This is a genomic window from Bradyrhizobium sp. CCBAU 11430 (genome assembly GCF_028128855.1).
Classification (GTDB): Bacteria; Pseudomonadota; Alphaproteobacteria; order Rhizobiales; family Xanthobacteraceae; genus Bradyrhizobium; species Bradyrhizobium ottawaense.
In genome coordinates, this window is the sequence record NZ_LBJV01000074.1 from 145,944 (window position 1) to 167,090 (window position 21,147).

The 21,147-nt window shown below is 65.0% G+C and carries 18 protein-coding genes; 8 read left to right on the forward strand and 10 right to left on the reverse strand.

Annotation, left to right across the window (positions count from 1 at the left end):
- Positions 1 to 301 precede the first annotated feature (301 nt).
- Complete coding sequence (ppc, locus tag XI04_RS37475; protein WP_028143255.1) at positions 302 to 3,094, forward strand: phosphoenolpyruvate carboxylase; 2,793 nt, start codon at positions 302 to 304, stop codon at positions 3,092 to 3,094.
- Positions 3,095 to 3,229: 135 nt separating this feature from the next.
- Here ppc and XI04_RS37480 read toward each other — a convergent pair whose 3' ends face one another.
- From XI04_RS37480 to XI04_RS37495, 4 genes are all read right to left on the reverse strand, one after another.
- Positions 3,230 to 4,342: an SMP-30/gluconolactonase/LRE family protein gene (locus XI04_RS37480; protein ID WP_028143254.1), complete on the reverse strand. Its 1,113-nt coding sequence runs from the start codon at positions 4,340 to 4,342 to the stop codon at positions 3,230 to 3,232.
- Positions 4,343 to 4,458: 116 nt separating this feature from the next.
- Positions 4,459 to 5,373 (reverse strand): SDR family oxidoreductase, encoded by a 915-nt coding sequence (locus XI04_RS37485; protein ID WP_038947755.1) that lies wholly within the window; start codon positions 5,371 to 5,373, stop codon positions 4,459 to 4,461.
- A gap of 125 nt (positions 5,374 to 5,498) precedes the next feature.
- Entirely contained in the window at positions 5,499 to 6,638 is a 1,140-nt protein-coding gene (locus XI04_RS37490) for a thiolase C-terminal domain-containing protein (protein ID WP_271609356.1), read from the reverse strand.
- 3 nt (positions 6,639 to 6,641) lie between these two features.
- Positions 6,642 to 7,055 carry a Zn-ribbon domain-containing OB-fold protein gene (locus XI04_RS37495; RefSeq protein WP_027568974.1) on the reverse strand — a complete coding sequence of 138 codons (414 nt, stop codon included), beginning with the start codon at positions 7,053 to 7,055 and terminating at the stop codon, positions 6,642 to 6,644.
- A 192-nt stretch (positions 7,056 to 7,247) separates the two neighbouring features.
- Here XI04_RS37495 and XI04_RS37500 point away from each other — a divergent pair, with 192 nt between their 5' ends.
- The 4 genes from XI04_RS37500 to alkB all read left to right on the forward strand — a co-directional run bounded on the left by XI04_RS37500 (position 7,248) and on the right by alkB (position 10,890).
- Positions 7,248 to 8,597 (forward strand): amidase, encoded by a 1,350-nt coding sequence (locus XI04_RS37500; protein WP_271609357.1) that lies wholly within the window; start codon positions 7,248 to 7,250, stop codon positions 8,595 to 8,597.
- Complete coding sequence (locus tag XI04_RS37505; RefSeq protein WP_038947760.1) at positions 8,590 to 9,276, forward strand: DUF2848 domain-containing protein; 687 nt, start codon at positions 8,590 to 8,592, stop codon at positions 9,274 to 9,276. Before XI04_RS37500 ends, XI04_RS37505 begins: the two co-directional genes overlap by 8 nt.
- A gap of 205 nt (positions 9,277 to 9,481) precedes the next feature.
- On the forward strand, positions 9,482 to 10,228 hold the full coding sequence (locus tag XI04_RS37510; RefSeq protein WP_271609358.1) for a 2OG-Fe(II) oxygenase: 747 nt from the start codon (positions 9,482 to 9,484) through the stop codon (positions 10,226 to 10,228).
- Between the two features lie 8 nt (positions 10,229 to 10,236).
- On the forward strand, positions 10,237 to 10,890 hold the full coding sequence (alkB, locus tag XI04_RS37515; protein ID WP_095424974.1) for a DNA oxidative demethylase AlkB: 654 nt from the start codon (positions 10,237 to 10,239) through the stop codon (positions 10,888 to 10,890).
- Between the two features lie 107 nt (positions 10,891 to 10,997).
- Here alkB and XI04_RS37520 read toward each other — a convergent pair whose 3' ends face one another.
- The 6 genes from XI04_RS37520 to hpaH form a co-directional block, all read right to left on the reverse strand.
- Positions 10,998 to 12,626 carry a thiamine pyrophosphate-dependent enzyme gene (locus XI04_RS37520; RefSeq protein WP_271609359.1) on the reverse strand — a complete coding sequence of 543 codons (1,629 nt, stop codon included), beginning with the start codon at positions 12,624 to 12,626 and terminating at the stop codon, positions 10,998 to 11,000.
- Positions 12,627 to 12,644: 18 nt separating this feature from the next.
- Positions 12,645 to 13,514, reverse strand: a complete 870-nt coding sequence (locus XI04_RS37525) for a fumarylacetoacetate hydrolase family protein (RefSeq protein ID WP_038947764.1) — start codon at positions 13,512 to 13,514, stop codon at positions 12,645 to 12,647.
- 174 nt (positions 13,515 to 13,688) lie between these two features.
- Entirely contained in the window at positions 13,689 to 14,672 is a 984-nt protein-coding gene (hpaD, locus tag XI04_RS37530; RefSeq protein WP_271609360.1) for a 3,4-dihydroxyphenylacetate 2,3-dioxygenase, read from the reverse strand.
- Positions 14,673 to 14,792: 120 nt separating this feature from the next.
- Complete coding sequence (gene hpaE / locus XI04_RS37535; protein WP_038947766.1) at positions 14,793 to 16,331, reverse strand: 5-carboxymethyl-2-hydroxymuconate semialdehyde dehydrogenase; 1,539 nt, start codon at positions 16,329 to 16,331, stop codon at positions 14,793 to 14,795.
- Positions 16,324 to 16,722, reverse strand: coding sequence for a 5-carboxymethyl-2-hydroxymuconate Delta-isomerase (locus XI04_RS37540; protein WP_038947767.1), 399 nt, complete (start codon positions 16,720 to 16,722; stop codon positions 16,324 to 16,326). Before XI04_RS37540 ends, hpaE begins: the two co-directional genes overlap by 8 nt.
- A 30-nt stretch (positions 16,723 to 16,752) precedes the next feature.
- Positions 16,753 to 17,559 carry a 2-oxo-hept-4-ene-1,7-dioate hydratase gene (gene hpaH, locus XI04_RS37545; protein ID WP_038947769.1) on the reverse strand — a complete coding sequence of 269 codons (807 nt, stop codon included), beginning with the start codon at positions 17,557 to 17,559 and terminating at the stop codon, positions 16,753 to 16,755.
- 111 nt (positions 17,560 to 17,670) lie between these two features.
- On the opposite strand from hpaH, the gene hpaR reads away from it, so the two are divergent.
- The 3 genes from hpaR to XI04_RS37560 all read left to right on the forward strand — a co-directional run bounded on the left by hpaR (position 17,671) and on the right by XI04_RS37560 (position 21,027).
- The gene (gene hpaR, locus XI04_RS37550; protein ID WP_271609361.1) at positions 17,671 to 18,201 is read left to right on the forward strand and encodes a homoprotocatechuate degradation operon regulator HpaR; all 531 of its coding nucleotides are present in this window, start codon (positions 17,671 to 17,673) and stop codon (positions 18,199 to 18,201) included.
- 363 nt (positions 18,202 to 18,564) lie between these two features.
- Positions 18,565 to 19,341 carry an HpcH/HpaI aldolase family protein gene (locus tag XI04_RS37555; protein WP_271609362.1) on the forward strand — a complete coding sequence of 259 codons (777 nt, stop codon included), beginning with the start codon at positions 18,565 to 18,567 and terminating at the stop codon, positions 19,339 to 19,341.
- Between the two features lie 162 nt (positions 19,342 to 19,503).
- Positions 19,504 to 21,027: a UxaA family hydrolase gene (locus tag XI04_RS37560; RefSeq protein WP_028143240.1), complete on the forward strand. Its 1,524-nt coding sequence runs from the start codon at positions 19,504 to 19,506 to the stop codon at positions 21,025 to 21,027.
- Positions 21,028 to 21,147 lie beyond the last annotated feature (120 nt).

Below are 21,147 nucleotides of genomic sequence, written 5' to 3' on the forward strand. Positions count from 1 at the left end.
ACGCCGCGAGAAGGCGAAGGCGTGTTTTATCAGTTGAAGAGAGCTCTCGTGCCCCGGACGCAGCGCGTCGCGCCTTCGCGGCGTGATGCGCTGCAGAGCCGGGGCCCAGAACGCGGCAGGGACACGGCCTCCTGGGTCCCGGCTCTGCGCAGCAACGCTGAAGGGCGTTGCAGCGCGTCCGGGACGCGAGCGTGGCCGGCAGTTTGCACCGCCTCCAACTTCGTCTTGCACTGCGGTAGAAAAATATCGCACACTCCACCGGACTGAGGAGCCGCAAGGAGCTCTTGAAGAGGAGCGAGCCATGTCCCTCCAGACCGCACCATCCGACAGCGCCGAGCATCGCGCCAACCGCCCTGAGGACGTCCAGGCGCTGGAGGCCGATGCGCGGCTGCGGGACGACATCCGCCTGCTCGGGCGCATCCTCGGCGACACCGTGCGCGATCAGGAGGGCGCCGAATTGTTCGACCTGGTCGAGCGCATCCGCCAGACCTCGATCCGCTTCCACCGCGACGAGGACCGGCTCGCCCGCCGCGAGCTCGAGCAGATCCTCGACAGCATGTCGACCTCCGAGACGGTGCGGATCGTCCGCGCCTTCAGCTATTTCTCCCACCTCGCCAACATCGCCGAGGACCAGAACAACATCCGCCAGATGCGGGCTCGCAGCGCAGGCAAGAGCTCCGGCGTGCTGGCGGAAACGCTCGCCCATGCCAGGGACGCCGGCATCAAGCCCGATCAGCTCCGCAGCTTCTTCAAGTCCGCGCTGGTCAGCCCGGTTCTGACCGCGCATCCGACCGAAGTCCGCCGCAAGAGCACTATGGACCGCGAGATGGAGGTCGCCGGCCTGCTCGACCGCCGCGAGCGCGTGGCGCTGACCGCGGAGGAGGCCGATGCCAGCGACGAGCAGCTGCGCCGCGAGGTGCTGACGCTCTGGCAGACCAATCTCTTGCGCCGCACCAAGCTCACCGTGCTCGATGAGGTCGCCAACGGCCTGTCGTTCTACGACTACACCTTCCTGCGCGAGGTGCCGCGGCTGGTCAACGCCCTCGAGGACCGGCTGGAGGAGGGCGGCGAGCAGGCGGCTTCCGAGCTCGCCTCGTTCCTGCGCATGGGCAGCTGGATCGGCGGCGACCGCGACGGCAATCCCTTCGTCACCGCCGACGTCATGCGCGGCACGCTGCGGCTGCAGTCGAGCCGGGTAATGCAGTTCTATCTGGAAGAGCTGCACGTGCTCGGCTCGGAATTGTCGATCGCGGCGCATCTTGCCGACGTCTCCGAAGAGCTGCGCAACCTGGCGGAACGCTCGCCGGATACCTCGCCGCACCGGAGCGGCGAGCCTTATCGTCTGGCAGTCTCCGGCATCTACGCGCGCCTGACCGCGACGGCCGAAAAGCTCGCGGTCGAGATCACGCGCCGGCCGGTCGGCAAGGGCGCGCCATATGCGAGCGTGAAGGAGCTGCAGGCCGATCTCGACGTGCTGCACCGCTCGCTGATCTCCAACAATGCCCGCGTCATCGCCCGCGGCCGGCTGCGGCTGCTGCGGCGCGCGGTGGACTGCTTCGGCTTCCATCTCGCCCGGCTCGACATCCGCCAGAACTCGGCGGTGCACGAACGCACCATCGCCGAGCTGATGGACGCCGCCAACCCCGGCATGTCCTATCTCGCGCTCGGCGAGGAGGCGCGCATCTCGCTGCTGACCAACGAGCTGCGCTCGACGCGCGCGCTGGTCTCGCCCTTCGTCAAGTACAGCGACGAGACCATGGGCGAGCTCAACGTGTTCCATGCCGCCGCGGAAGCGCATGCGATGTTCGGCTCGGACGCCATTCCCCAATGCATCATCTCGATGTGCAAGGGCATGTCCGACATGCTCGAGGTCGCGGTGCTCTTGAAGGAGGTTGGCCTCGTCCATCCCTCCGGGCGCAGCGCCATCAACATCGTGCCGCTGTTCGAGACCATCGAGGATCTGCAGGCCTCCAGCGGCATCATGGACCGCATGCTGTCGCTGCACGATTACCGCCGCCTGGTCGACAGCCGCGGCAGCGTGCAGGAGGTCATGCTCGGCTATTCCGACAGCAACAAGGACGGCGGCTTCGTCACCTCGGGTTGGGAGCTCTACAAGGCCGAGATCAACCTCGTCGAAGTGTTCGAGCGGCATCACGTGCGACTGCGCCTGTTCCATGGCCGCGGCGGCTCGGTCGGCCGCGGCGGCGGTCCGAGCTATGATGCCATCATCGCGCAGCCCGGCGGCGCCGTGAACGGCCAGATCCGCATCACCGAGCAGGGCGAGATCATCTCGTCGAAATATTCCAACGCCGAAGTCGGCCGCAACAATCTGGAAATCCTCGCGGCGGCGACGCTTGAAGCAAGTCTCTTGCATCCGCGCCAGAGCGCGCCGCGCCGCGAATATCTGACCGCGATGGACGAATTGTCGAACCTCGCCTTCAAAGCCTATCGCGGCCTCGTCTACGAGACCGACGGCTTCGTCGATTATTTCTGGTCCTCGACCGTCATCAACGAGATCGCGACGCTGAACATCGGCAGCCGTCCGGCCTCGCGCAAGAAGACCCGGGCGATCGAGGATCTTCGCGCCATCCCCTGGGTGTTTTCATGGGCGCAATGCCGCCTGATGTTGCCGGGCTGGTACGGGTTTGGCAGCGCGGTCGAGCAGTGGATCACTGAACATCCCGACAAGGGCATGCCATTCCTGAAGGAGCTCTACAGGGAATGGCCGTTCTTCCGCATGCTGCTCTCGAACATGGACATGGTGCTCGCCAAAAGCTCGATCGCGATCGCCTCGCGCTATGCCGAGCTGGTGCCCGACGAAGCCTTGCGCGAAAAAATATTCGGCCGCATTCGCCGCGAATGGCATTCCTGCATCGAGACGCTCCTGGATATCATGGGGCAGGACCGGCTGCTGCAGGGCAATCCGCTGCTGGAGCGCTCGGTGCGCCACCGCTTTCCCTATCTCGACCCGCTCAACCACGTGCAGGTCGAGCTCTTGAAGGAGCATCGCGCGCAGAACCCCGACGAGCAGGTGCTGCGCGGGATTCAACTGACGATCAACGGGATTTCGGCGGGGCTGAGGAATACGGGGTAGCTACCGGGCCGCGTTGCTGCCCGATACTCAGCCGTCATGCCCGGGCTTGTCCCGGGCATCCACGTTCTTGGCATCGCGCGGTAAGGCGTGGATGGCCGGGTCAAGCCCGGCCATGACGCGGAGAGAGTCGGGCACTCAACAGAAATGCGCGCCTTGCGTCTCCACATAGACCGCATAGAGCGACTGGCTTGCAGTCATGAACAGGCGGTTGCGCTTCTTGCCGCCGAAGCAGACATTGGCGCAGGTCTCGGGCAAGAGGATCTGCCCGATGCGTGCGCCGTCGGTCGGCGCGAACACCTGCACGCCGTCATAGCCGGGACCGACCCAGCCGGCGCCGACCCAGATGTTGCCCTCGGTGTCGACGCGCAAGCCGTCAGGGAAGCCGGACTTGCCGTCGAGCGTCATGTCGATCAGCTTCTTCGGATTGGACAGCTTGGCCCCGTCGATGTCGTAGGCCCACACCACGTTCTTGGCTTCAGGATAGTGCGTGATGCCGGTGTCGCAGACATAGAGCTTCTTGTAATCGTGGCTGAAGGCGATGCCGTTCGGCTTGAACGGCTCGTCCGCGACCTTCGCCACCTGTCCGGTCTGGGTGTCCAGGCGATAGACGGCTTCCTTCTGGTGCGGCTGCAGCGAGCCGGTATTGGCGAGCTTGCCCTCGTAGATGCTGATCGCGCCGTAGCCGGGATCGGTGAACCAGATCGCCTTGTCGTTGGGATGCACGACCATATCGTTCGGGCCGTTGAGCGGCTTGCCACCGGCCTGCTCGGCCAGCGCTGTCACCGAGCCGTCATGCTCGTAGCGGACGAGGCGGGTGCGCTCGGCGCTGAGCTGGCGGCCCTCGGTGTCGAACGAATTGCCGTTGGCCTCGTTGGACGGCTTATGGAACTGCTCGGAGATATGGCCGTCATCGTCGAGATAGCGCAGCTGCCGGTTGGCCGGAATGTCGCTCCAGACGAGATATTGTCCCTGCGCATTCCACGCCGGCCCCTCCGCCCAGAGGCAGCCGGTGTAGAGCCGCTTGATTGCGGTGTTGCCGACCTTGGCCTTGAAGCGCTTGGGATCGATGGCGATGATGTCGGGGTCGGGATAGCGCTGCGGCTCGGCATTGGCGCCGAAGTCGCGGGCGTCAGCATTGGAGGCGAGCAGGGTCGATGCGGCGAGTGTCGCTGCACCCTGCAGCAGCGCGCGGCGGCCGAGACCGCCGCCTGCAGTCGTGTCGTCGGAGTTGGTCAGTATTCTTGTCATGGTTTCCTCCCAAAGTTTCGTTGGGAGGCGACCATTCGCCCGCAATCAGGCGTAAACCGGGGCGATCTCCGGACAAGACAACCGGAGATCGCAGGGCAGGAATGCCGGAAATGCGGCTAGACGGGATCCCAGGTGAAGATGTCGGCGGAACGGTCGAGCTTGTAGAACGAGCCCTTCAGCGCCGGCATGCCGTGTTCCGCGATCGATTGCGGCGTCCAGCCTTCGCTCCGCTGCACCGAGCGGATCGGACGGTTCTGGCTGAACAGGAAGATCTCGTTCATGCGCACGCCAAAGATCTGGCCGGTGACGTCCTTGGCGGAATCGGAGATCAGATAGCCGCAGAGCGGCGCGATCTTCTCCGGCCCCATCTGCTTGATCTTTTCGACCCGCGCCTTCTCCGCTTCAGTCTCGGTCGGGATGGTGCCGATCATGCGCGTCCAGGCGAACGGCGAGACGCAGTTCGAACGGACGTTGAAACGGCCCATGTCCAGCGCGATGGATTTGGACAGCCCGACGATGCCGAGCTTGGCGGCGGCGTAGTTGGCCTGGCCGAAATTGCCGATCAGGCCGGAGGTCGAGGTGAAGTGCACGAAGGAGCCCGACTCCTGCTCGCGGAAGATGCGCGCCGCGGCGTGGCTGACATAGAACGAGCCCATCAGATGCACCTTGATGACGGCCTCGAACGCTTCCACGCTCATCTTGTGGAAGATCATGTCGCGCAAGATACCGGCATTGTTGACGACGCCGTCGAGCCGGCCGAAATGATCGGTCGCGGTCTTCACGATCTTGCTGGCGGGAATGGCTTCCGCGACGCTTTCGAAATTGGCGACGGCCGTGCCGCCGCGCTTCTTGATCTCCTCGACCACCTCCTCGGCAGGCGCAGCGTTCGAGCCGGCGCCGTCCGAGGCTCCGCCGGGATCGTTGACCACGACCTTTGCGCCTTCCGCCGCACAGAGCAGCGCGATCTCGCGCCCGATGCCGCGGCCTGCGCCGGTGACGATGATGACCTTGTCTTGCAGTGATTTGCTCATGGGGGTTTCTCCGCTGCCGTTCCAATTTCCGCCGTCATTCCGGGGCGCGCCCCTTGGCGCGAGCTATGATGCGCAATTGCGCATCATAGCTCGTCGCTGACGCGATGCCCCGGAATGACAGCCGCTTACCTCTCGTTCGTAAACACGATCGTGCCACTCGCCGCGAACATGCCGCCGACGCCATGACACACCGAAATCTTCGCGTTCGGCACTTGTGCCGGCGCAATGCCGCGCATCTGCCGCACGCTCTCCTGCAGCGCGTACATGCCGTACATGCCCGAATGCATATAGCTCAATCCGCCGCCATTGGTGTTGAGCGGCAGCTTGCCGCCCGGGCGCGTATTGCCGTCCGCGATGAACTTGCCTGTCTCCTCATGCGGCATGAATCCGAGATCGCCGAGGCCGAACAGCGGCAGATGCGCGAAGGCATCGTAGATCATGAGATGGTCGACGTCCCCGTGGGCGATGCCGGCCTCCTTGAACGCAAGGGGGCCCGCGGTCTTGAACGCGCGCGAGGAATTGAACGTCTCCATCTGGCTGACCATCGGCGTTTCCACGCTCTCGCCGGTGCCCATGATGTAGACGGGCTTGCGCGGAAAATCCCTGGCGCGGTCGGCCGAGGTCAGGATCAGCGCGCCGCCGCCGTCGGTGACGAGGCAGCACTGCAGCAGGCGGAACGGATAGGCGATCATGCGCGAATTGAGCACGTCGGTGACCGTGATCGGGTCCTTCATCATCGCGCGCGGATTCTTCGCCGCCCATTCCCGCTGCACCACCGCCACGGAGGCGAGCTGCTCGTGCGTGATGCCGTAGGTCTTCATGAACCGCAGCACGGGGATCGGAAACATGCTGGGCGGACCGTAGACGCCGAAGGGCGCCTCGAACTGGCCCTGCAGACTGTCCGCCGGGATCGAGCGCGGCGCCTTGCCGATCATCGACTTGCCGCTCTCGGCATGGGTGATCAGCACGGTCTTGCACAGGCCGGCCTCGATCGCGGCGGCGGCATGGCGGACGTGCAGCATGAACGAGCAGCCGCCGACCGAGGTGCCATCGACCCAGGTCGGCTTGATGCCGAGATAGTGGCAGACCTGCTGCGGCGTCTCGACCGCGGTGGCAAAGCCGTCGATGTCGGAGAGCTTCAGTCCGGCATCGGCGATCGCGTTGAGCGCCGCGTCCGCGTGCAGCTGGAGCTGCGAGGCGTTCGGGATGACGCCAAGCTCGGTGGTCTCGGCCGCGCCGACGACGGCAACCTGATTCTTGCGCATGGCTTATCCCTTCGCCGGACGAAACACGGGGAGGGTGATCTTGTCGTCGAGCGCCTCGAAGGCGACCTCGAGCTTCATGTCGAGCTCGAGCGCCTCGGGCGTCTGCGGACAGTCGATGATGTTGCTCATCATCCGCGGCCCCTCGGCAAGCTCCACCACGGCGATCGCGTAAGGCGGCGTGAAGCCGGGCGCAGCGGGACGGTGATTGATCACGTAGCTGTAGAGGAAGCCCTTGCCGCTCGCCTTGAAGATGCTGACCTTGCGCGAGGCGCAGGACGGGCAGAACGGGCGCGGCGGGAAGTAGACATGCGCGCAGGCGTCGCAGCGTTGCAGGCGCAATTCGCCCGCTTTGGTGCCGTCCCAGAAATGCTGGGTTTCCGGCGTCGGTTTCGGTCGCGCGCGCTGCGGTTCGGCCATGTCGGAACGCCCTCCCAGAAAGCAAATCTTGATAAGGCAGGCTCACGCCCGCCCGTTTCAAGCTTGATGCGACAATCGACCATGGTGCGTCAACGGTCCAGCAATACGCATGCATGCCATCATGCGCACAATGCTTGTGTCGAACTGAGGCAGCGCTATAGATTGCGCGCGACAATATTCCGTGAGACAGACATGCCCGAATTTCCGACGCTGGCGAAGCTCGCCGAAGACCTCGAAAGCGGCCGCACCACCGCCCGCAAGCTGGTCGAGGCGTGCATCGCCAGGATCGCCGATCCCGCCGGGGAGGGGCAGCGCACCTTCCTCCATGTCGACAAGGACGCCGCGCTCGCGGCGGCGGATGCGATGGACGGCTTGCGCAAGGCCAAGGCGGCGCCATCGCGCTATGCCGGCATCCCGATCTCGATCAAGGATCTGTTCGACATCAAGGGCCAGGTGACACGCGCCGGCTCCCGCGCGCTCGACGATTCGCCGCCGGCCGAGCAGGATGCGGTGACAGTGGCGCGGCTGCGCAGGGCCGGCTTCGTCGTGATCGGGCGCACCAACATGACCGAGTTCGCCTATTCCGGCATCGGCATCAATCCGCACTACGGCACGCCGAAGGGCGCCTGGAACCGGGCCCAAGGCCATGTGCCGGGCGGCTCCTCCGCCGGCGCGGCGGTGTCCGTGCTCGATGGCATGGCCCACGGCGCGCTCGGCACCGACACCGGCGGCTCGTGCCGGATTCCGGCGGCCTATAACGGCATCGTCGGCTACAAGCCGACGCAGCGGCGCGTGCCGCTCGATGGCTCCGTGCCGCTGTCGTTCTCGCTCGACAGCATCGGGCCGCTGGCACGATCAGTCAGTTGCTGTGCCATACTCGACGCCGTGCTCGCGAACGAGCCGATCGCCCCGCTGAAGCCGCGTCCGATCCAGGGCATGCGACTGGCGGTGCCGACCACAATCGCGCTCGACGACCTCGATGCTGAAGTCGCCGAGACGTTCGAACGCGCCCTGAAGACGCTTTCCGATCATGGCGCCATCATCGAGCGCATCGAGATGGCGGAGTTCCACGACATCGGCCCGATGAACGCCAAGGGCGGCTTTGCCGCGTCCGAGAGCTACGCCTGGCACCGCTATCTCATCACCTCCAAGGGCGATGTCTATGATCCCCGCGTCTCCGTGCGGATCATGCGCGGCGAGGCGCAGAGCGCGGCCGATTACATCGATCTCCTCAACGAGCGCCGCTCGCTGATCGCCCGCGTCAACGCCCGCATCGCGCCCTATGACGCGCTGGTGCTGCCGACCACCGCCAACACGCCGCCGAAGATCGCCGACCTCGTCGACGACAAGGCATTCACCAGAGAAAACCTGCGCGCGCTGCGCAACTGCACCCTGATCAACATGATCGACGGTTGCGCCATCTCGCTGCCGGCACATCGCCAAGGCGACGTCCCGGTCGGCCTGATGCTGGCGGGCGCGGGCGGATCGGACCATCGTATTTTTGAACTTGCTGCCGGCATGGAGGCCGTCATTCGTGTTTGACCTGACTTTCACCGTCGATGCCCAGGATACCACCACGCCGCTGACGCTCGCGATCGACCAGATGGTCATCGCCGGATGGACCGGCCGCGATCCCGTCGCGCGCGACAAGCACATCAAAGAGCTGCAGGAGATGGGCATCGCCCCGCCGGCCTCGACGCCGATCTACTACCGCGCCTCGGCGCGGCGGCTGACCCAGGAAGACAGCATCGAATGCACTGGCGGGGATTCCTCCGGCGAGGTCGAGTTCGTGCTGATCGGCTGGCAGGGCCGCATCTTCGTTGGCTGCGGCTCCGACCACACCGACCGCAAGGTCGAGGCCTACAACGTCACGGTGTCCAAGCAGATGTGCGACAAGCCGATCGCCTTGACGCTGTGGGAGCTGGAGGACGTCATCGGTCATTGGGACAAGATGATCCTGCGCTCCTACGCCACCATCAAGGGCGAGCGCGTGCTCTACCAGGAGGGTACGCTCGACGCGATGCTGCCGGTGAACGACCTGATCGCGCGCGGCTTCGAAGGAGGGAAATTCCCCGACGGTTGCGCCATGTTCGGCGGCACGTTTGCAGCCAAGGGCGGCATCCGCCCAGCGGAGCGCTTCGAGTTCGAGCTCGAGGATCCCGTGCTGAAGCGGACGATCAGGCATGGATATGACGTGGTGACACTGCCGGTGCGGGGCTAGGTCCGCGAGCGACGGTCCCGTAAGGTGGGCAAAGCGAAAGCGTGCCCACGTCTTACGAAGTCGTGGGCACGGCGCAAGAGCACCTTTGCCCACCCTACGAAACTGGTCTGCTTGACTTCGGTATCGATCTTCGCTCGCAATGACGCGGAGACGGTTCTCGGAAATCGGGTGGCGGGGTGAACGTCGGGCCGCCAGGGTGATTGTTATGACAATGACCGCACGCAAAACGGCCCAATCCTCCGTTCCCGACCTCACCGCCCACGTCGACGGCCTCGACTGGCCGCAGATCACGGCCGAACTCGACACCCAGGGCTGCGCCGTCCTCAAGCACCTGCTGACGCCGGACCAGTGCCGCGCGATTGCCGCGCTCTACGCCGACGACACGCACTTCCGCAGCCGCATCGTCATGGGCCGTCACGGCTTCGGCCGGGGCGAATACAAATATTTCTCCTATCCGCTGCCCGATCTGATCGCGCAATTGCGCCCGGCGCTCTATGCGCATCTGCAAGGCGTCGCCAATCGCTGGAACGAGGCGATGGGGATCGACATCCGCTATCCCACAGCGCATGCCGCGTTCCTCAAGCGCTGCCACGAGGCGGGGCAGGCGCGGCCGACGCCGCTGCTGCTGCAATATGAGGGGGGCGATTACAACTGCCTGCATCAGGACCTCTATGGCGAGCACGTGTTCCCGCTCCAGGTCGCCATCCTGCTCTCCGAGCCGGGCCGCGACTTCACCGGCGGCGAATTCGTGTTGACCGAGCAACGGCCGCGCATGCAGTCCCGCGCCGAGGTCGTGCCGCTGGCGCAGGGTGATGCGGTTGCCTTCGCTGTGCATCACCGCCCGGTGCAGGGGACACGCGGCACTTACCGCGTTAATCTGCGCCATGGCGTCAGCCGGATCAGGTCAGGCCAGCGCCACACACTGGGTGTAATTTTTCACGATGCCAAATGAGCGGAGCGTTGACGGCTGATTTGTTCGATAGCGTTGCCGAAGCGCAGCCGTCGCGCGAGGAGATCGCGGACGGCGCCGTGCTGCTGCGCGGCTTCGTCAAGCCGATCGAGACCGGGCTGATCGCCGCCGTGCGCGCCATCGTGGCACAATCGCCATTCCGCCGGATGACCACGCCCGGCGGCCATCTGATGTCGGTGGCGATGACCAATTGCGGCGAGCGTGGCTGGATCACCGACCACACCGGCTATCGCTACGATCCCATCGATCCGCGCACCGGCGCGCCATGGCCCGAAATGCCGCCGGTGCTCCGCGATCTTGCGCGCCACGCCGCGGAGCAGGGCGGCTTTCAAGACTTCGCGCCCGATGCCTGCCTCGTCAACCGCTACGAGCCCGGCACGCGGCTGTCGCTGCATCAGGACAAGGACGAGCTGGATTATGCGGCGCCGATCGTCTCGGTCTCGCTCGGCCTGCCCGCGACCTTCCTGTTCGGTGGCCTCGTCCGCAGCGACAAGCCGCGCCGCTTCCGCCTGGTGCATGGCGACGTCGTGGTCTGGGGCGGGGCCAGCCGGCTCGCCTATCACGGCGTTGCGCCGCTCGCGGAGGGCGAGCATGCGCTGCTCGGGCGGAAGCGGATCAATCTGACGTTTCGCAGGACGCGGTAGTCTTCGTCATTCCGGGGCGCGCGTAGCGCGAGCCCGGAATCCATAACAACGATCGGGAGTATGGATTCCGGGCCTGCGCCTTACGGCGCATCCCGGAACGACAGCAATTACGGCTTCGGCGGGTGGATGAACGCCCAGGGGCTCACTTCCGAATCCCTGGCCACCTCGACCGAGATCAGATACGGCCCGCCATGGCTGAGCGCCTTTTCCATCGCCGCCTTGAACTGATCGGGCGCTGTGACGCGCGCAGCGGCAACGCCAAAGGACTCCGCGAGCTTGACGAAATCCGGGTTGACCAGATCGGATGCCACCACGCGGCCGTCGAAACGTTCGCGCTGGTCGCGGCGGACATTGCCGTAGGCGTTGTTGTTGAACACCAGCGTCACCACGCCGATGTTGAATTGCACGGCGGTGGCAAGCTCCTGCACGCCGAACATGAAGCCGCCATCGCCGGTGATGGCCACCACCGGCTTGTCGGGATTGGCGACCTTGGCCCCCAGCGCAGTTGGAAAGCCCGAGCCGAGCGTGCCCTGGTAGCCCGAGGTGATGAAGGTGCGGGGCTCATAGACCGGAAAGCCGTACCAGGACGCGAAGCCGAACTGCGACAATTCATCTGTGACGATCGCGTTCGCCGGCAGCACCTCGCGCAGGATGTTCAGATACGCCATCTGTGGCTGGATGCGCTGGATCTCCGCTTGCGCGGCCGCGGTGGCCTCGCGGATCTCTCCGCGCCGGCCATGGCTCCTCGCATAGCCGGCCCTCTTCACGGCTGCAGTGAGATCGGCGGTCCCGTCGCTGGCGTCGGCGACAATCGCGACATCGGCGGCGAGCCGGCGCATCTCGACCGAATCGATGTCGATCCGAATGGATTTCAGTCCGCTCGGTTGATAGGGCCAGCGGAAGCCGGATGCCGGCAGCTCGGCGCGCGTGCCGATTGCGATCATCAGGTCGGTTGTCGGCCACAGCTTGTAGGCTGCGGCCATGGTGAGGCCGAGCTCATGCGCGTTGGAGACGATGCCGCGGCCGCTGCGGAAGGCGACGACGGGGGCATCGATCATCTCAGCGAGCTCGAGGATCTCCTCGCCGGCCTCGATCGCGCCGCTGCCGACGAAGATCATCGGCGCCTTGCTGGCCTTGATCTGCGTGGCCGCCTGCTTCACGAGATCGGGATCAGGCTGCGGGGCGGGCAGCGGCTCCAGCACCTGCGCCGCGGCGGTGTCCGCGCGCTGGGTGAAGACGTCCCAGGGCATCTCGACCGAGGCCGGGCCACGCCGTCCCGACATCATCTCCTGGAAGGCGCGCGCGACGACCGTCGGCGCATTGCCGGGATATTCGATCCGGTCGGCCCATTTCACATAGGTGCGCAAGGTCGCAAGCTGGTCCGGCATCTCGTGCAGATGGCCGCGGCCCTTGCCCAGAAATTGCGTCGGCACCTGGCCGGTGACGCACAGCACCGGCTCGTTGCAGCCGAACGCGGTGAGCAGCGCCGCGCTGGCATTGAGCACGCCTGGGCCGGGCACCACGCTGAACACGCCGGGCCTGCCGCTGGAGCGCGCGTAGCCGAACGCCATGTAGCCGCAGGCCTGTTCGTGCCGCGCGCCGATCACCTTGAGCTGGGCCTGATGGAAGGCGTCGAACAGGCCGTAGACCTGCGCACCGGGTAGACCGAACACGGTGTCGACGCCATGGGCGACCAGGCCGCTTACGATCGCTTCGCCGCCGGTGAGGGTGGTCATTGCATCATTCCAATCCTGTTAGGCCTCGTCGACGACGCCATTTCGCAAGCTGCCGATGCCTTCGGCCGCGACCTCGATGACATCGCCCGGCTTCAGGTAACGCGGCGGATCGAATCGGGCACCGGCGCCGGTCGGCGTGCCCGTGACGATGATATCGCCGGGAACGAGCGTTGCGAAGGTGGAGATATAGTTGATGAGGTAGCGGAAGGAGAACATCAGCCGGCTGGTGCGATCGTCCTGCCTGAGCTCGCCGTTGACATGCGTGGTGAGCCTGACATCGGCGATCTGCGATTCCTGCAGGTAGGGCACGAGCCATGGGCCGAGGCTGCCGCTGGAATCAAAGTTCTTGCCCTGTGTCACGTTGAACTTGGCATGCCGAAGCCAATCGCGCACCGAGCCTTCGTTGCAGAGCGTCAGCGCGGCGATGTGATCGAGCGCAGCGCTTTCCGGAATATGCCGCCCTTGCTTGCCGATCACCAGCACGATCTCGCCCTCATAATCGAGCTGCGCGGACGCACGCGGGCGCACCAGCGGCGTCTCGTGGCCGACGAAGGAGCGGGGCGAGCGCATGAACATGCTCGGATATTTCGGTGCGTCCTGGCCATCCCTGTATTCGGCGTTGCGGTCGGGATAGTTGACGCCGATGCAGATGATCTTTTCCGGCGCGGGCACGGGCGGCAGCCAGGTGATGTCATCGAGCGCGTGGTCCGGCGCGCGGCTGGCGGCTTCCTCGGCGAGGCTCGCGAGCTTTCCGGCCGCGATCACCTCGCGCAGCGTCGGATAGTGTTTTGCGTAACGTGTGGAGAGGTCGACGATGCCGCCCTCGAGGACGGCCCCATAACGGGCATCGCCCTTGACGGAATAGGTAGCGAGGCGAGGGAGTTTCATAGGCAGTCTATCTCTCTTGTCGTCCCTGCGAACGCAGGGACCCAAACCGCGTGATCCATCGATAGCGCACGGTGACGATCCCGAACGACCAAATTTCGCAAAACTCCTCCCTGTGGTTATGGGTCCCTGCGTTCGCAGGGACGACAGGAAGAGAAGCTCGGCTGGTCATGGGCATCAGTCCGCCACCAGCACGTCCGCGACAAACTTCGGCTCACGCACGGCCTGCCCGCTAAACGGCGAGCCCTGCTCGAACCAGGAGCGCGGCGCGGGGGCGCCCCACAGCGTCTGGCGGCGGGGATCGCGCAGCGACCAGCGCAGCGGCTCGTGGTCGTGATCCCCCGTGAAATAGTCGCTGGTGTAGAGTTCGAGCCGGTGTCCGTCGGGATCGCGGACATAGAGGAAGAATGCGTTCGAGATGCCGTGGCGCCCGGGGCCGCGCTCGATGTTCTTGACAAAGCCTTGGGACGCCATGACGTCGCAGAGATGGATGATGTTCATCGCCGTCGGCGTCCAGTAGGCGAAATGGTGCAGGCGAGGACCTTTGCCGTTGGTGATCGCGAAGTCGTGGACATTGCCCTTGCGATGCATCCAGGCCGCGGCGATGCGCCCGTTCGGTCCATCCTCCTCGGCGTATTCGGTGAGGCGAAAGCCGAGCCGGGCGTAGAACTCCACGGTGTCCTGCACCTCGGCGGCGAAGACGTTGAAATGATCAAGCCGCTGCGGATGGCAGCCCCGGTAGAGGTCGTAGCGGCGCAGCAGATGCGGCCGCCGGTCCATCGAGGCATAGAGCTCGATCTGGAAGCCGAAGGGATCGGTGAACTGCAGGGTCCGGCCCTGGAACGGCTGGTCGACGAAGGCGTAGGCAAGGCCGTTCTCGGACAGGAACGCGGCGGCCTTGTCGAGATCTCCGTCGTTGCCGACCTTGAAGCCGAGCCGCGCGCAGGCGGGCACGGCCGCCTTGCGCAGCACCAGCGAGTGATGCTGATGCTCCTCGGCGGCGCGCAGGTACACGACCTTGTCGTCGGCGTCCTCGACATTCAGACCGACAATGGTCTCGTAGAACTCGCGGCTCAGCTTCAAATCGGTCACGTCGAGCACGACGTGGCTGGAGCGGATGATGTTGAACGGCGGCTCGAAGATGTGTTGCGGTACGGGCATTTGCGTTTCCCCTCTTTCGGCTTGTCATCCCGGGATGGCCCGTAGGGCCAGGCCCGGGATCCATAACCCCGGCTTGTGGTTATGGATTCCGGGCTCGTGCTTCGCACGCCCCGGAATGACTCAAATTCCCAGTTTCTGAATCTTGTGCGTGCCCCGCGCCAGCGAGACGTGCTTGGTTTCCATGTAGAAATCGAACGAGTAGTCGCCGCCGTCACGGCCGATGCCGGAGGCCTTCATGCCGCCGAACGGCGTCGGCAAATGGCGGACATTTTCCGAATTCAGCCAGATCATGCCGGCCTCCAGCGCGTCGGCGACGCGCAGTGCGCGGCCGACGTCGTTGGTCCAGACATAGCCGGTCAGGCCATAGCGGATGTCGTTGGCGATCGCGATGGCTTCTGCTTCATCCTTGAAGGGCAGCACGGTGAGGAACGGGCCGAACACCTCCTCCTGCGCCACCCGCATCTTGCCGTGCGCGCCGGTGACCAGGGTGGGCTCGACATAATGTCCGCCGCCCGGGCCGTCATGGGCCTTGCCGCCGACGGCGATCACAGCGCCATCCTGGCGCGCGACGTCGAAATAGGAGCAGACTTTTGCAAGATGCCGTTCGTGGATCAGCGGTCCGATCTCGGTTAAGGGATCGAGCGGATGGCCGACCTTCAGCGCCTTCACGCGCGCGGTGAGCTTCTCCGTGAACTTGTGCGCAATGCCGGCCTGAACCAGGAGACGGCTCGATGACGTGCAGCGTTCGCCGTTGAGCGAGTAGATCATGAACACGACGGCATCGAGCGCGCGGTCGAGATCGGCGTCGTCGAACACGATCACGGGGTTCTTGCCGCCGAGCTCGAAATGCACGCGCTTCAGCGTCGGGGCGCCCTGGATCATGATCGCCGAGCCCGTCGCGCTTTCGCCGACGAAGCCGATCGCCTTGATCGCGGGATGCTCGGTCAGCGCCTTGCCGGCCTCTTCACCAAAACCGTGGACGGTGTTGAGCACGCCGTCGGGAACGCCGGCCTCCTTGACGAGCTTCGACAAGATGCTGGCCGTGACGGGCGACCATTCGGCCGGCTTGTGCACGACCGTGCAGCCGGCAGCGAGGGCAGGGGCGATCTTCCAGGTCGAGAGCATGAACGGCGTATTCCACGGCGTGATCACGCCGACCGGGCCGATCGGCACGCGCGTCGAGATATTCCAGTGCTCGTCGCTCGGCGTGCTCAGGCCGTCGCGCGCCTCCGCGCATTTGTCGGCGAAGAAGCGGAAATTCTCGGCGGCGCGGATCGCGGCCTTGGCCATGAAGCGATAGGCCTGGCCGGTGTCGATGCATTCGAGCACCGCGATGTCGTCGGCATTGTCCTCGATCGCGTCGGCCACGCGATGCAGCAGCTTCTTCCGCATCGCCGGGCCCATGTCGCGCCAGGACTTGAAGGCGAGCGCCGCGGCCGTTGCGGCGCGGTCGATGTCCTCGGCAGTGCCCCGCGCGACGCTCGCGAGCGTCGTGCCGTCGACCGGTGACTTCGTCTCGAACGTCTCGCCTGATATCGAGGCCACGGTCTTGCCGTCGATCATGTGACCGATGCCCTCAGTGCGCAGCTTCTTCAGCAGCGGCGCGACGCGGTCGCGGTTGGCCTGGAACACATCGGCTTTCGGGCTGGGCTTATCCATGGGCGGCTTCCGCTTTCAGGGCGTCGTGGATGTTGTTGCGCTTCCAGCTGGTGTCCTTGTCGTTGATCTGCATGTCGAACGACAAAGCGAACTTGCTGGCAGCGAAGACGGGATCGAGATGGCGAGAGAGCGCCTGGAAGACATGCTCGCCGGCTGTCTTGCGCGTGGGAAGGTCGCGGCCTTCGCCGATGCGCAGGACCATGTCGAGAAAGCCATAGTCTTGCCTGTTATCAGCGATCGCATAGTGCTCGCACCTGATGGCGCGGACGCGGATGCCGCCGAGCGGGAAGATGCCGGTCTCGACCGCCGCCTTGCGCACGATCTCGCACACCGCTGCGATATCGAGGCGGCCATCGAGATTGGCCGAATATTCAATCGTGAAATGCGGCACCGCGATTTCACTCCCTGTATTTTTATGCGTCTAAGCGAAGTAGCAGCTGACCGAGCCGTAGGCGCCATAATCGGCTTGAATTGTGTCGCCCTTGCGGGTCTCGATCGGGCGGATGAAGGAGCCGGCCAGCACGACCTGTCCAGGCTCCAGTGCAAGGCCGAGCGGCGCGATCTTGTTGGCGAGCCAGGCGACGGCGGTCGCCGGATGATTGAGCACGCCAGCGGCAAGGCCGGTCTCTTCGAGCTGGCCGTTTCGAAAGCAGAGCGTGCCGATCCAGCGCAGGTCTGCGTCGAGCGGGCGGATCGGCCGCCCGCCGAGCACGATGCCGGCATTCGCCGCATTGTCGGCGATGGTGTCGAAGATCTTTCGCGTCGCCTTGGTCTTGGGATCGACGCGCTCGATGCGGGTGTCCAGAATTTCAAGTGCCGGCACTACGAAATCGGTGGCGTTGAGCACGTCGAATAGCGTGCAGCCCGGCCCCGCGAGCCGCTTGCTCATGACGAAGGCGAGCTCGGCCTCGACGCGTGTCGCGATGAAGCGCTCGGTCGGAATGATCCCGCCATCGGCGAAGAACATGTCGTCGAGCAGCACGCCGGAATCGGGCTCGTCGATATTGAGCGCGCTCTGCATCGCCTTCGAGGTCAGGCCGATCTTGTGGCCCTTGACGATGCGTCCCTCGGCGATCTTGACGTCGACCCAGGCCTTCTGAATCGCGTAGGCGTCGTTGATCGTGATGCCGGGGAAATCCTGCGACAGCTGCCGGATCTGCACGCGGGTCTTCTCCGCCTCGTGCAGACGCCTCGCGCAAGCTTGGATATCGTCGTTGGAAAGCGCCATTTGTGATCTTACAAATTGGGGTGCCGGGAGATACTTAACATGTTAAGTGAATGCGTCAAACACAATTCCGGCTTGCTGCACTGCAAACGTTTTGCGGTTTGAAAGGGCATCATGGTGAAGAGACCGACTGATCCGGCCAACGGAAGCGCGCCTGCCGCAGGACCTACCGCAAGACAGGTGCCGATGCGCGATTTCTCGCGCTCGCTGCCGATGTCGCTGCTGCGGGCCCGCGAAGCGGTGATGCGGCAGTTTCGTCCCTCGCTGCGCGAGCACGGCTTGACCGAGCAGCAATGGCGCATCCTGCGTGCACTGGCGGCCATTGAAGCCGTCGAGGTCACGGAACTCGCGCGCACGGCGTTCCTGCTCGGACCGAGCCTGTCGCGCATCCTGCGCGATCTCGAGGCGCGCAATCTGATCGAGCGCAAGACCGCCAAGACGGACCAGCGTCGCAGCATGGTCTCGATCTCGAAAGAGGGCGTGAAGCTGATGGCCTCGGTGGCGCCGACATCGGAGGCGATCTATGCCGAGATCACGCGACGCTTCGGTGCACGCAAGCTCGCCGCATTGCAGGAGATGCTCGGCGCGCTCGAACAGAGTCTTGCAGAGCTTGGCGCAAGCGAGGAGGCCAATGCCGAGGAGTGAGCGGCATGACGGCCGGAACCGGGGGCGTCGGGCGACGGTTTGACGTCGATTCGAAGGTGGACGACGCTGGCGGTGGGATCGGGGTCGGCCGATTCCGGGCGATCCGGGGCGGAAAATCGTGACAGAGCGGCCTCGAAACGGCGTCCCCTTGCCGGGCGACACCCGGGCGGCAATAGTGAGCGCCGCTAGCGGGGTCGGCGTCAGCGAAGTCAGTATCCAGCGCGCGAGCGCATAGGCGTTGCGTCATTGCGAGCGTAGCGCGGCGCTCCGGTTCGCGCTAACAGCGGGTCGTGCTGTCGCGGCGCTCGTCATGGTGACGAAGGTCCAAATAACACGGTCCAAACAACAAAGAAGGAAGGCAACGTGGCGAACAAGGTCAAGGAAATCTGGAAGTCGGGCAAGGCCGTGGTCAACGCGTGGCTCGCTATACCCTCCGGCTTCTCGGCCGAGACGATCGCGCAATGCGGCTTCGACAGCGTCACCGTCGACATGCAGCATGGCGTGCAGGACTATCTCTCGATGGTGCAGTGCTTCCAGGCCATGGACAAGCATCCGGTCACGCCGATGGTCCGCGTGCCCTGGAACGAGCCCGGCATCATTGGCAAGGTGCTCGATGGCGGCGCCTATGGCGTGATCTGCCCGATGGTCAATACGCCGCAGGAAGCCAGGAACCTCGTCTCCTATTCCAAATATCCGCCGCAGGGCGTGCGCTCCAACGGCCCGATCCGCGCCGGCATGTACGGCACCGCCGGCTCGTATCAGAAGACCGCGAATGCCGACACCATCCTGCTGCCGATGATGGAGACCAAGACCGCGGTCGAGAACATGGAAGCGATCCTCGACGTCGAAGGCATCGACGGCGTCTATATCGGACCCTCCGATCTCGGCTTCTCCTACGGCCTCGAGCCCAAGCTCGACCGCAGCGAGCCCGAGATCCTCGCGATCTACGAGAAGATCATCAAGGAATGCGGCAAGCGCGGCCTCAACCCGGGCATCCATTGCAGCGGCGCCGAAGGCGCAGCGCGCGCCATCAACATGGGCTTCAAGCTGGTGACGCTGTCGAACGAGGTCGGCCTGATGACGACCTACGCCAAGATGCAGGTCAACGCGACCCGCAAGGATTCGGGCGGGAAGGCCTGATCTCGTGTCCCGGACGCGTTGCAGCGCAAAGCGCTGCAGCGCAGAGCCGGGACCCAGTCGCTAACGAAGCGCATGACGCAACAACCAGACCCCGGATCAGCAGCGCATCGTTTCACGCTGCGCTGCGTCCGGGGCACGATCATTTCGATACAGGAGATATCCATGACCATCAGCCCCGTCATCCGCCTGCATCCCGATGATGGCGTGGTGATCGCGCGTGCCAGCCTGCCGCCCGGCACCGTCGTCGCCGACGGCGTGACCACGGTCGAGCGCATCCCCTCCGGGCACAAGGTCGCGATCAAGCCGATCGCGGTGGGCGAGCCCGTCATCCGCTACGGCCAGATCATCGGCTTTGCGACCATTCCGATCGCGCCGGGCCAGCACGTGCACGTGCAGAACATCGGCATGGGCGACTTTTCAAAAGACTATGCCTATTGCGCCGACGTCAAGCCGACGCCGAATTTCGACCTGCCGGCGACCTTCGAAGGCATCCGCCGCCCGGACGGCCGCGTCGCCACGCGCAACTATATCGGCATCCTCACCTCGGTGAATTGCAGCGCGCATGTCGCAAGCCTCGTCGCCGACGTCTTCAAGAAGAATCCCTTCACCGGCGACAATCCGCTGGCCGATTTCCCCAATGTCGACGGCGTGGTCGCGCTGACTCACAAGACCGGCTGCGGTATGACGCAGAACGAGCCCTTGGCGCTGCTCCGCCGCACGCTCGGCGGCTATGCGCGCCACGTCAATTTCTCCCACGTCATCGTGCTCGGCCTCGGCTGCGAGGTGAACCAGATCGGTGGTCTGATGGAGGAGCAGAAGCTCGCAGGACGCCTGCGCGCGATGGACATCCAGGAGGTCGGCGGTACCCGCAAGACCGTGGAGGCAGGCATCGCCTTCGTGCGCGAAGCGCTGGCTGACGCCAACAAGGTTAAGCGCGAGACGGTGCCGGCGAGCGAACTCACCGTGGCCCTGCAATGCGGCGGCTCGGACGGCTATTCTGGCGTATCGGCCAATCCCGCGCTCGGAGCTGCGAGCGACCTCATCGTGCGCCACGGCGGCACCGTGATCCTGTCGGAGACGCCGGAGACCTACGGCGCCGAGCATCTCTTGACGCGACGCGCCGTCAGCCGCGAGGTCGGCGAGAAGCTGGTCGACCTGATGCGCTGGTGGGACGAATACACGGAGCGCGAAGGCGCCGAGATGAACGCCAATCCGAGCCCCGGCAACAAGGCCGGCGGCCTCACCACCATTCTTGAAAAATCGCTCGGTGCGATGGCGAAGGCCGGCACCACCAACCTCGTCGAGGTGCTGCGTTACGCCGAGCCCATCACCAAGAAGGGTTTCGTCTTCATGGACACGCCCGGCTACGACCCTGTCGCGGCAACCGGGCAGGTCGCCGGCGGTGCCAATCTCGTCTGCTTCACCACGGGCCGCGGCAGCGTGTTCGGCTGCAAGCCGGCGCCCTCGATCAAGCTCGCCACCAACACGCCCATGTACAAGCGCATGGAAGAGGACATGGACGTCAATTGCGGCACCATCCTCGAAGGCGAGGAGAGCGTCGAGCAATGCGGCCAGCGCATCTTCGATCTCATCCTCAAGACGGCCTCGGGACAGCCGACCAAGAGCGAGAGCTTTGATTTCGGCGGTGCCGAGTTCGCGCCCTGGGTGCTCGGCGCGACGATGTAGCGGCGCTTCGCGCAGCACACATGCAATTGCGTGTCATTGGGGGATACGCGCGGCCGATGGGTAGCGCGTGTGGTTGCGCGAATTGCACCGATCGTTCGCTACGTAATGATACGGAGGCGA

What these genes read in the sequence shown, in the direction of transcription:
- ppc (WP_028143255.1), top strand. Translation starts at nt 302, where the DNA reads ATGTCCCTCCAGACCGCACCATCCGACAGCGCCGAGCATCGCGCCAAC.
- XI04_RS37480 (WP_028143254.1), bottom strand. Translation starts at nt 4,342, where the DNA reads ATGACAAGAATACTGACCAACTCCGACGACACGACTGCAGGCGGCGGT.
- XI04_RS37485 (WP_038947755.1), bottom strand. Translation starts at nt 5,373, where the DNA reads ATGAGCAAATCACTGCAAGACAAGGTCATCATCGTCACCGGCGCAGGC.
- XI04_RS37490 (WP_271609356.1), bottom strand. Translation starts at nt 6,638, where the DNA reads ATGCGCAAGAATCAGGTTGCCGTCGTCGGCGCGGCCGAGACCACCGAG.
- XI04_RS37495 (WP_027568974.1), bottom strand. Translation starts at nt 7,055, where the DNA reads ATGGCCGAACCGCAGCGCGCGCGACCGAAACCGACGCCGGAAACCCAG.
- XI04_RS37500 (WP_271609357.1), top strand. Translation starts at nt 7,248, where the DNA reads ATGCCCGAATTTCCGACGCTGGCGAAGCTCGCCGAAGACCTCGAAAGC.
- XI04_RS37510 (WP_271609358.1), top strand. Translation starts at nt 9,482, where the DNA reads ATGACAATGACCGCACGCAAAACGGCCCAATCCTCCGTTCCCGACCTC.
- XI04_RS37520 (WP_271609359.1), bottom strand. Translation starts at nt 12,626, where the DNA reads ATGACCACCCTCACCGGCGGCGAAGCGATCGTAAGCGGCCTGGTCGCC.
- XI04_RS37525 (WP_038947764.1), bottom strand. Translation starts at nt 13,514, where the DNA reads ATGAAACTCCCTCGCCTCGCTACCTATTCCGTCAAGGGCGATGCCCGT.
- hpaD (WP_271609360.1), bottom strand. Translation starts at nt 14,672, where the DNA reads ATGCCCGTACCGCAACACATCTTCGAGCCGCCGTTCAACATCATCCGC.
- hpaE (WP_038947766.1), bottom strand. Translation starts at nt 16,331, where the DNA reads ATGGATAAGCCCAGCCCGAAAGCCGATGTGTTCCAGGCCAACCGCGAC.
- hpaH (WP_038947769.1), bottom strand. Translation starts at nt 17,559, where the DNA reads ATGGCGCTTTCCAACGACGATATCCAAGCTTGCGCGAGGCGTCTGCAC.
- hpaR (WP_271609361.1), top strand. Translation starts at nt 17,671, where the DNA reads ATGGTGAAGAGACCGACTGATCCGGCCAACGGAAGCGCGCCTGCCGCA.
- XI04_RS37560 (WP_028143240.1), top strand. Translation starts at nt 19,504, where the DNA reads ATGACCATCAGCCCCGTCATCCGCCTGCATCCCGATGATGGCGTGGTG.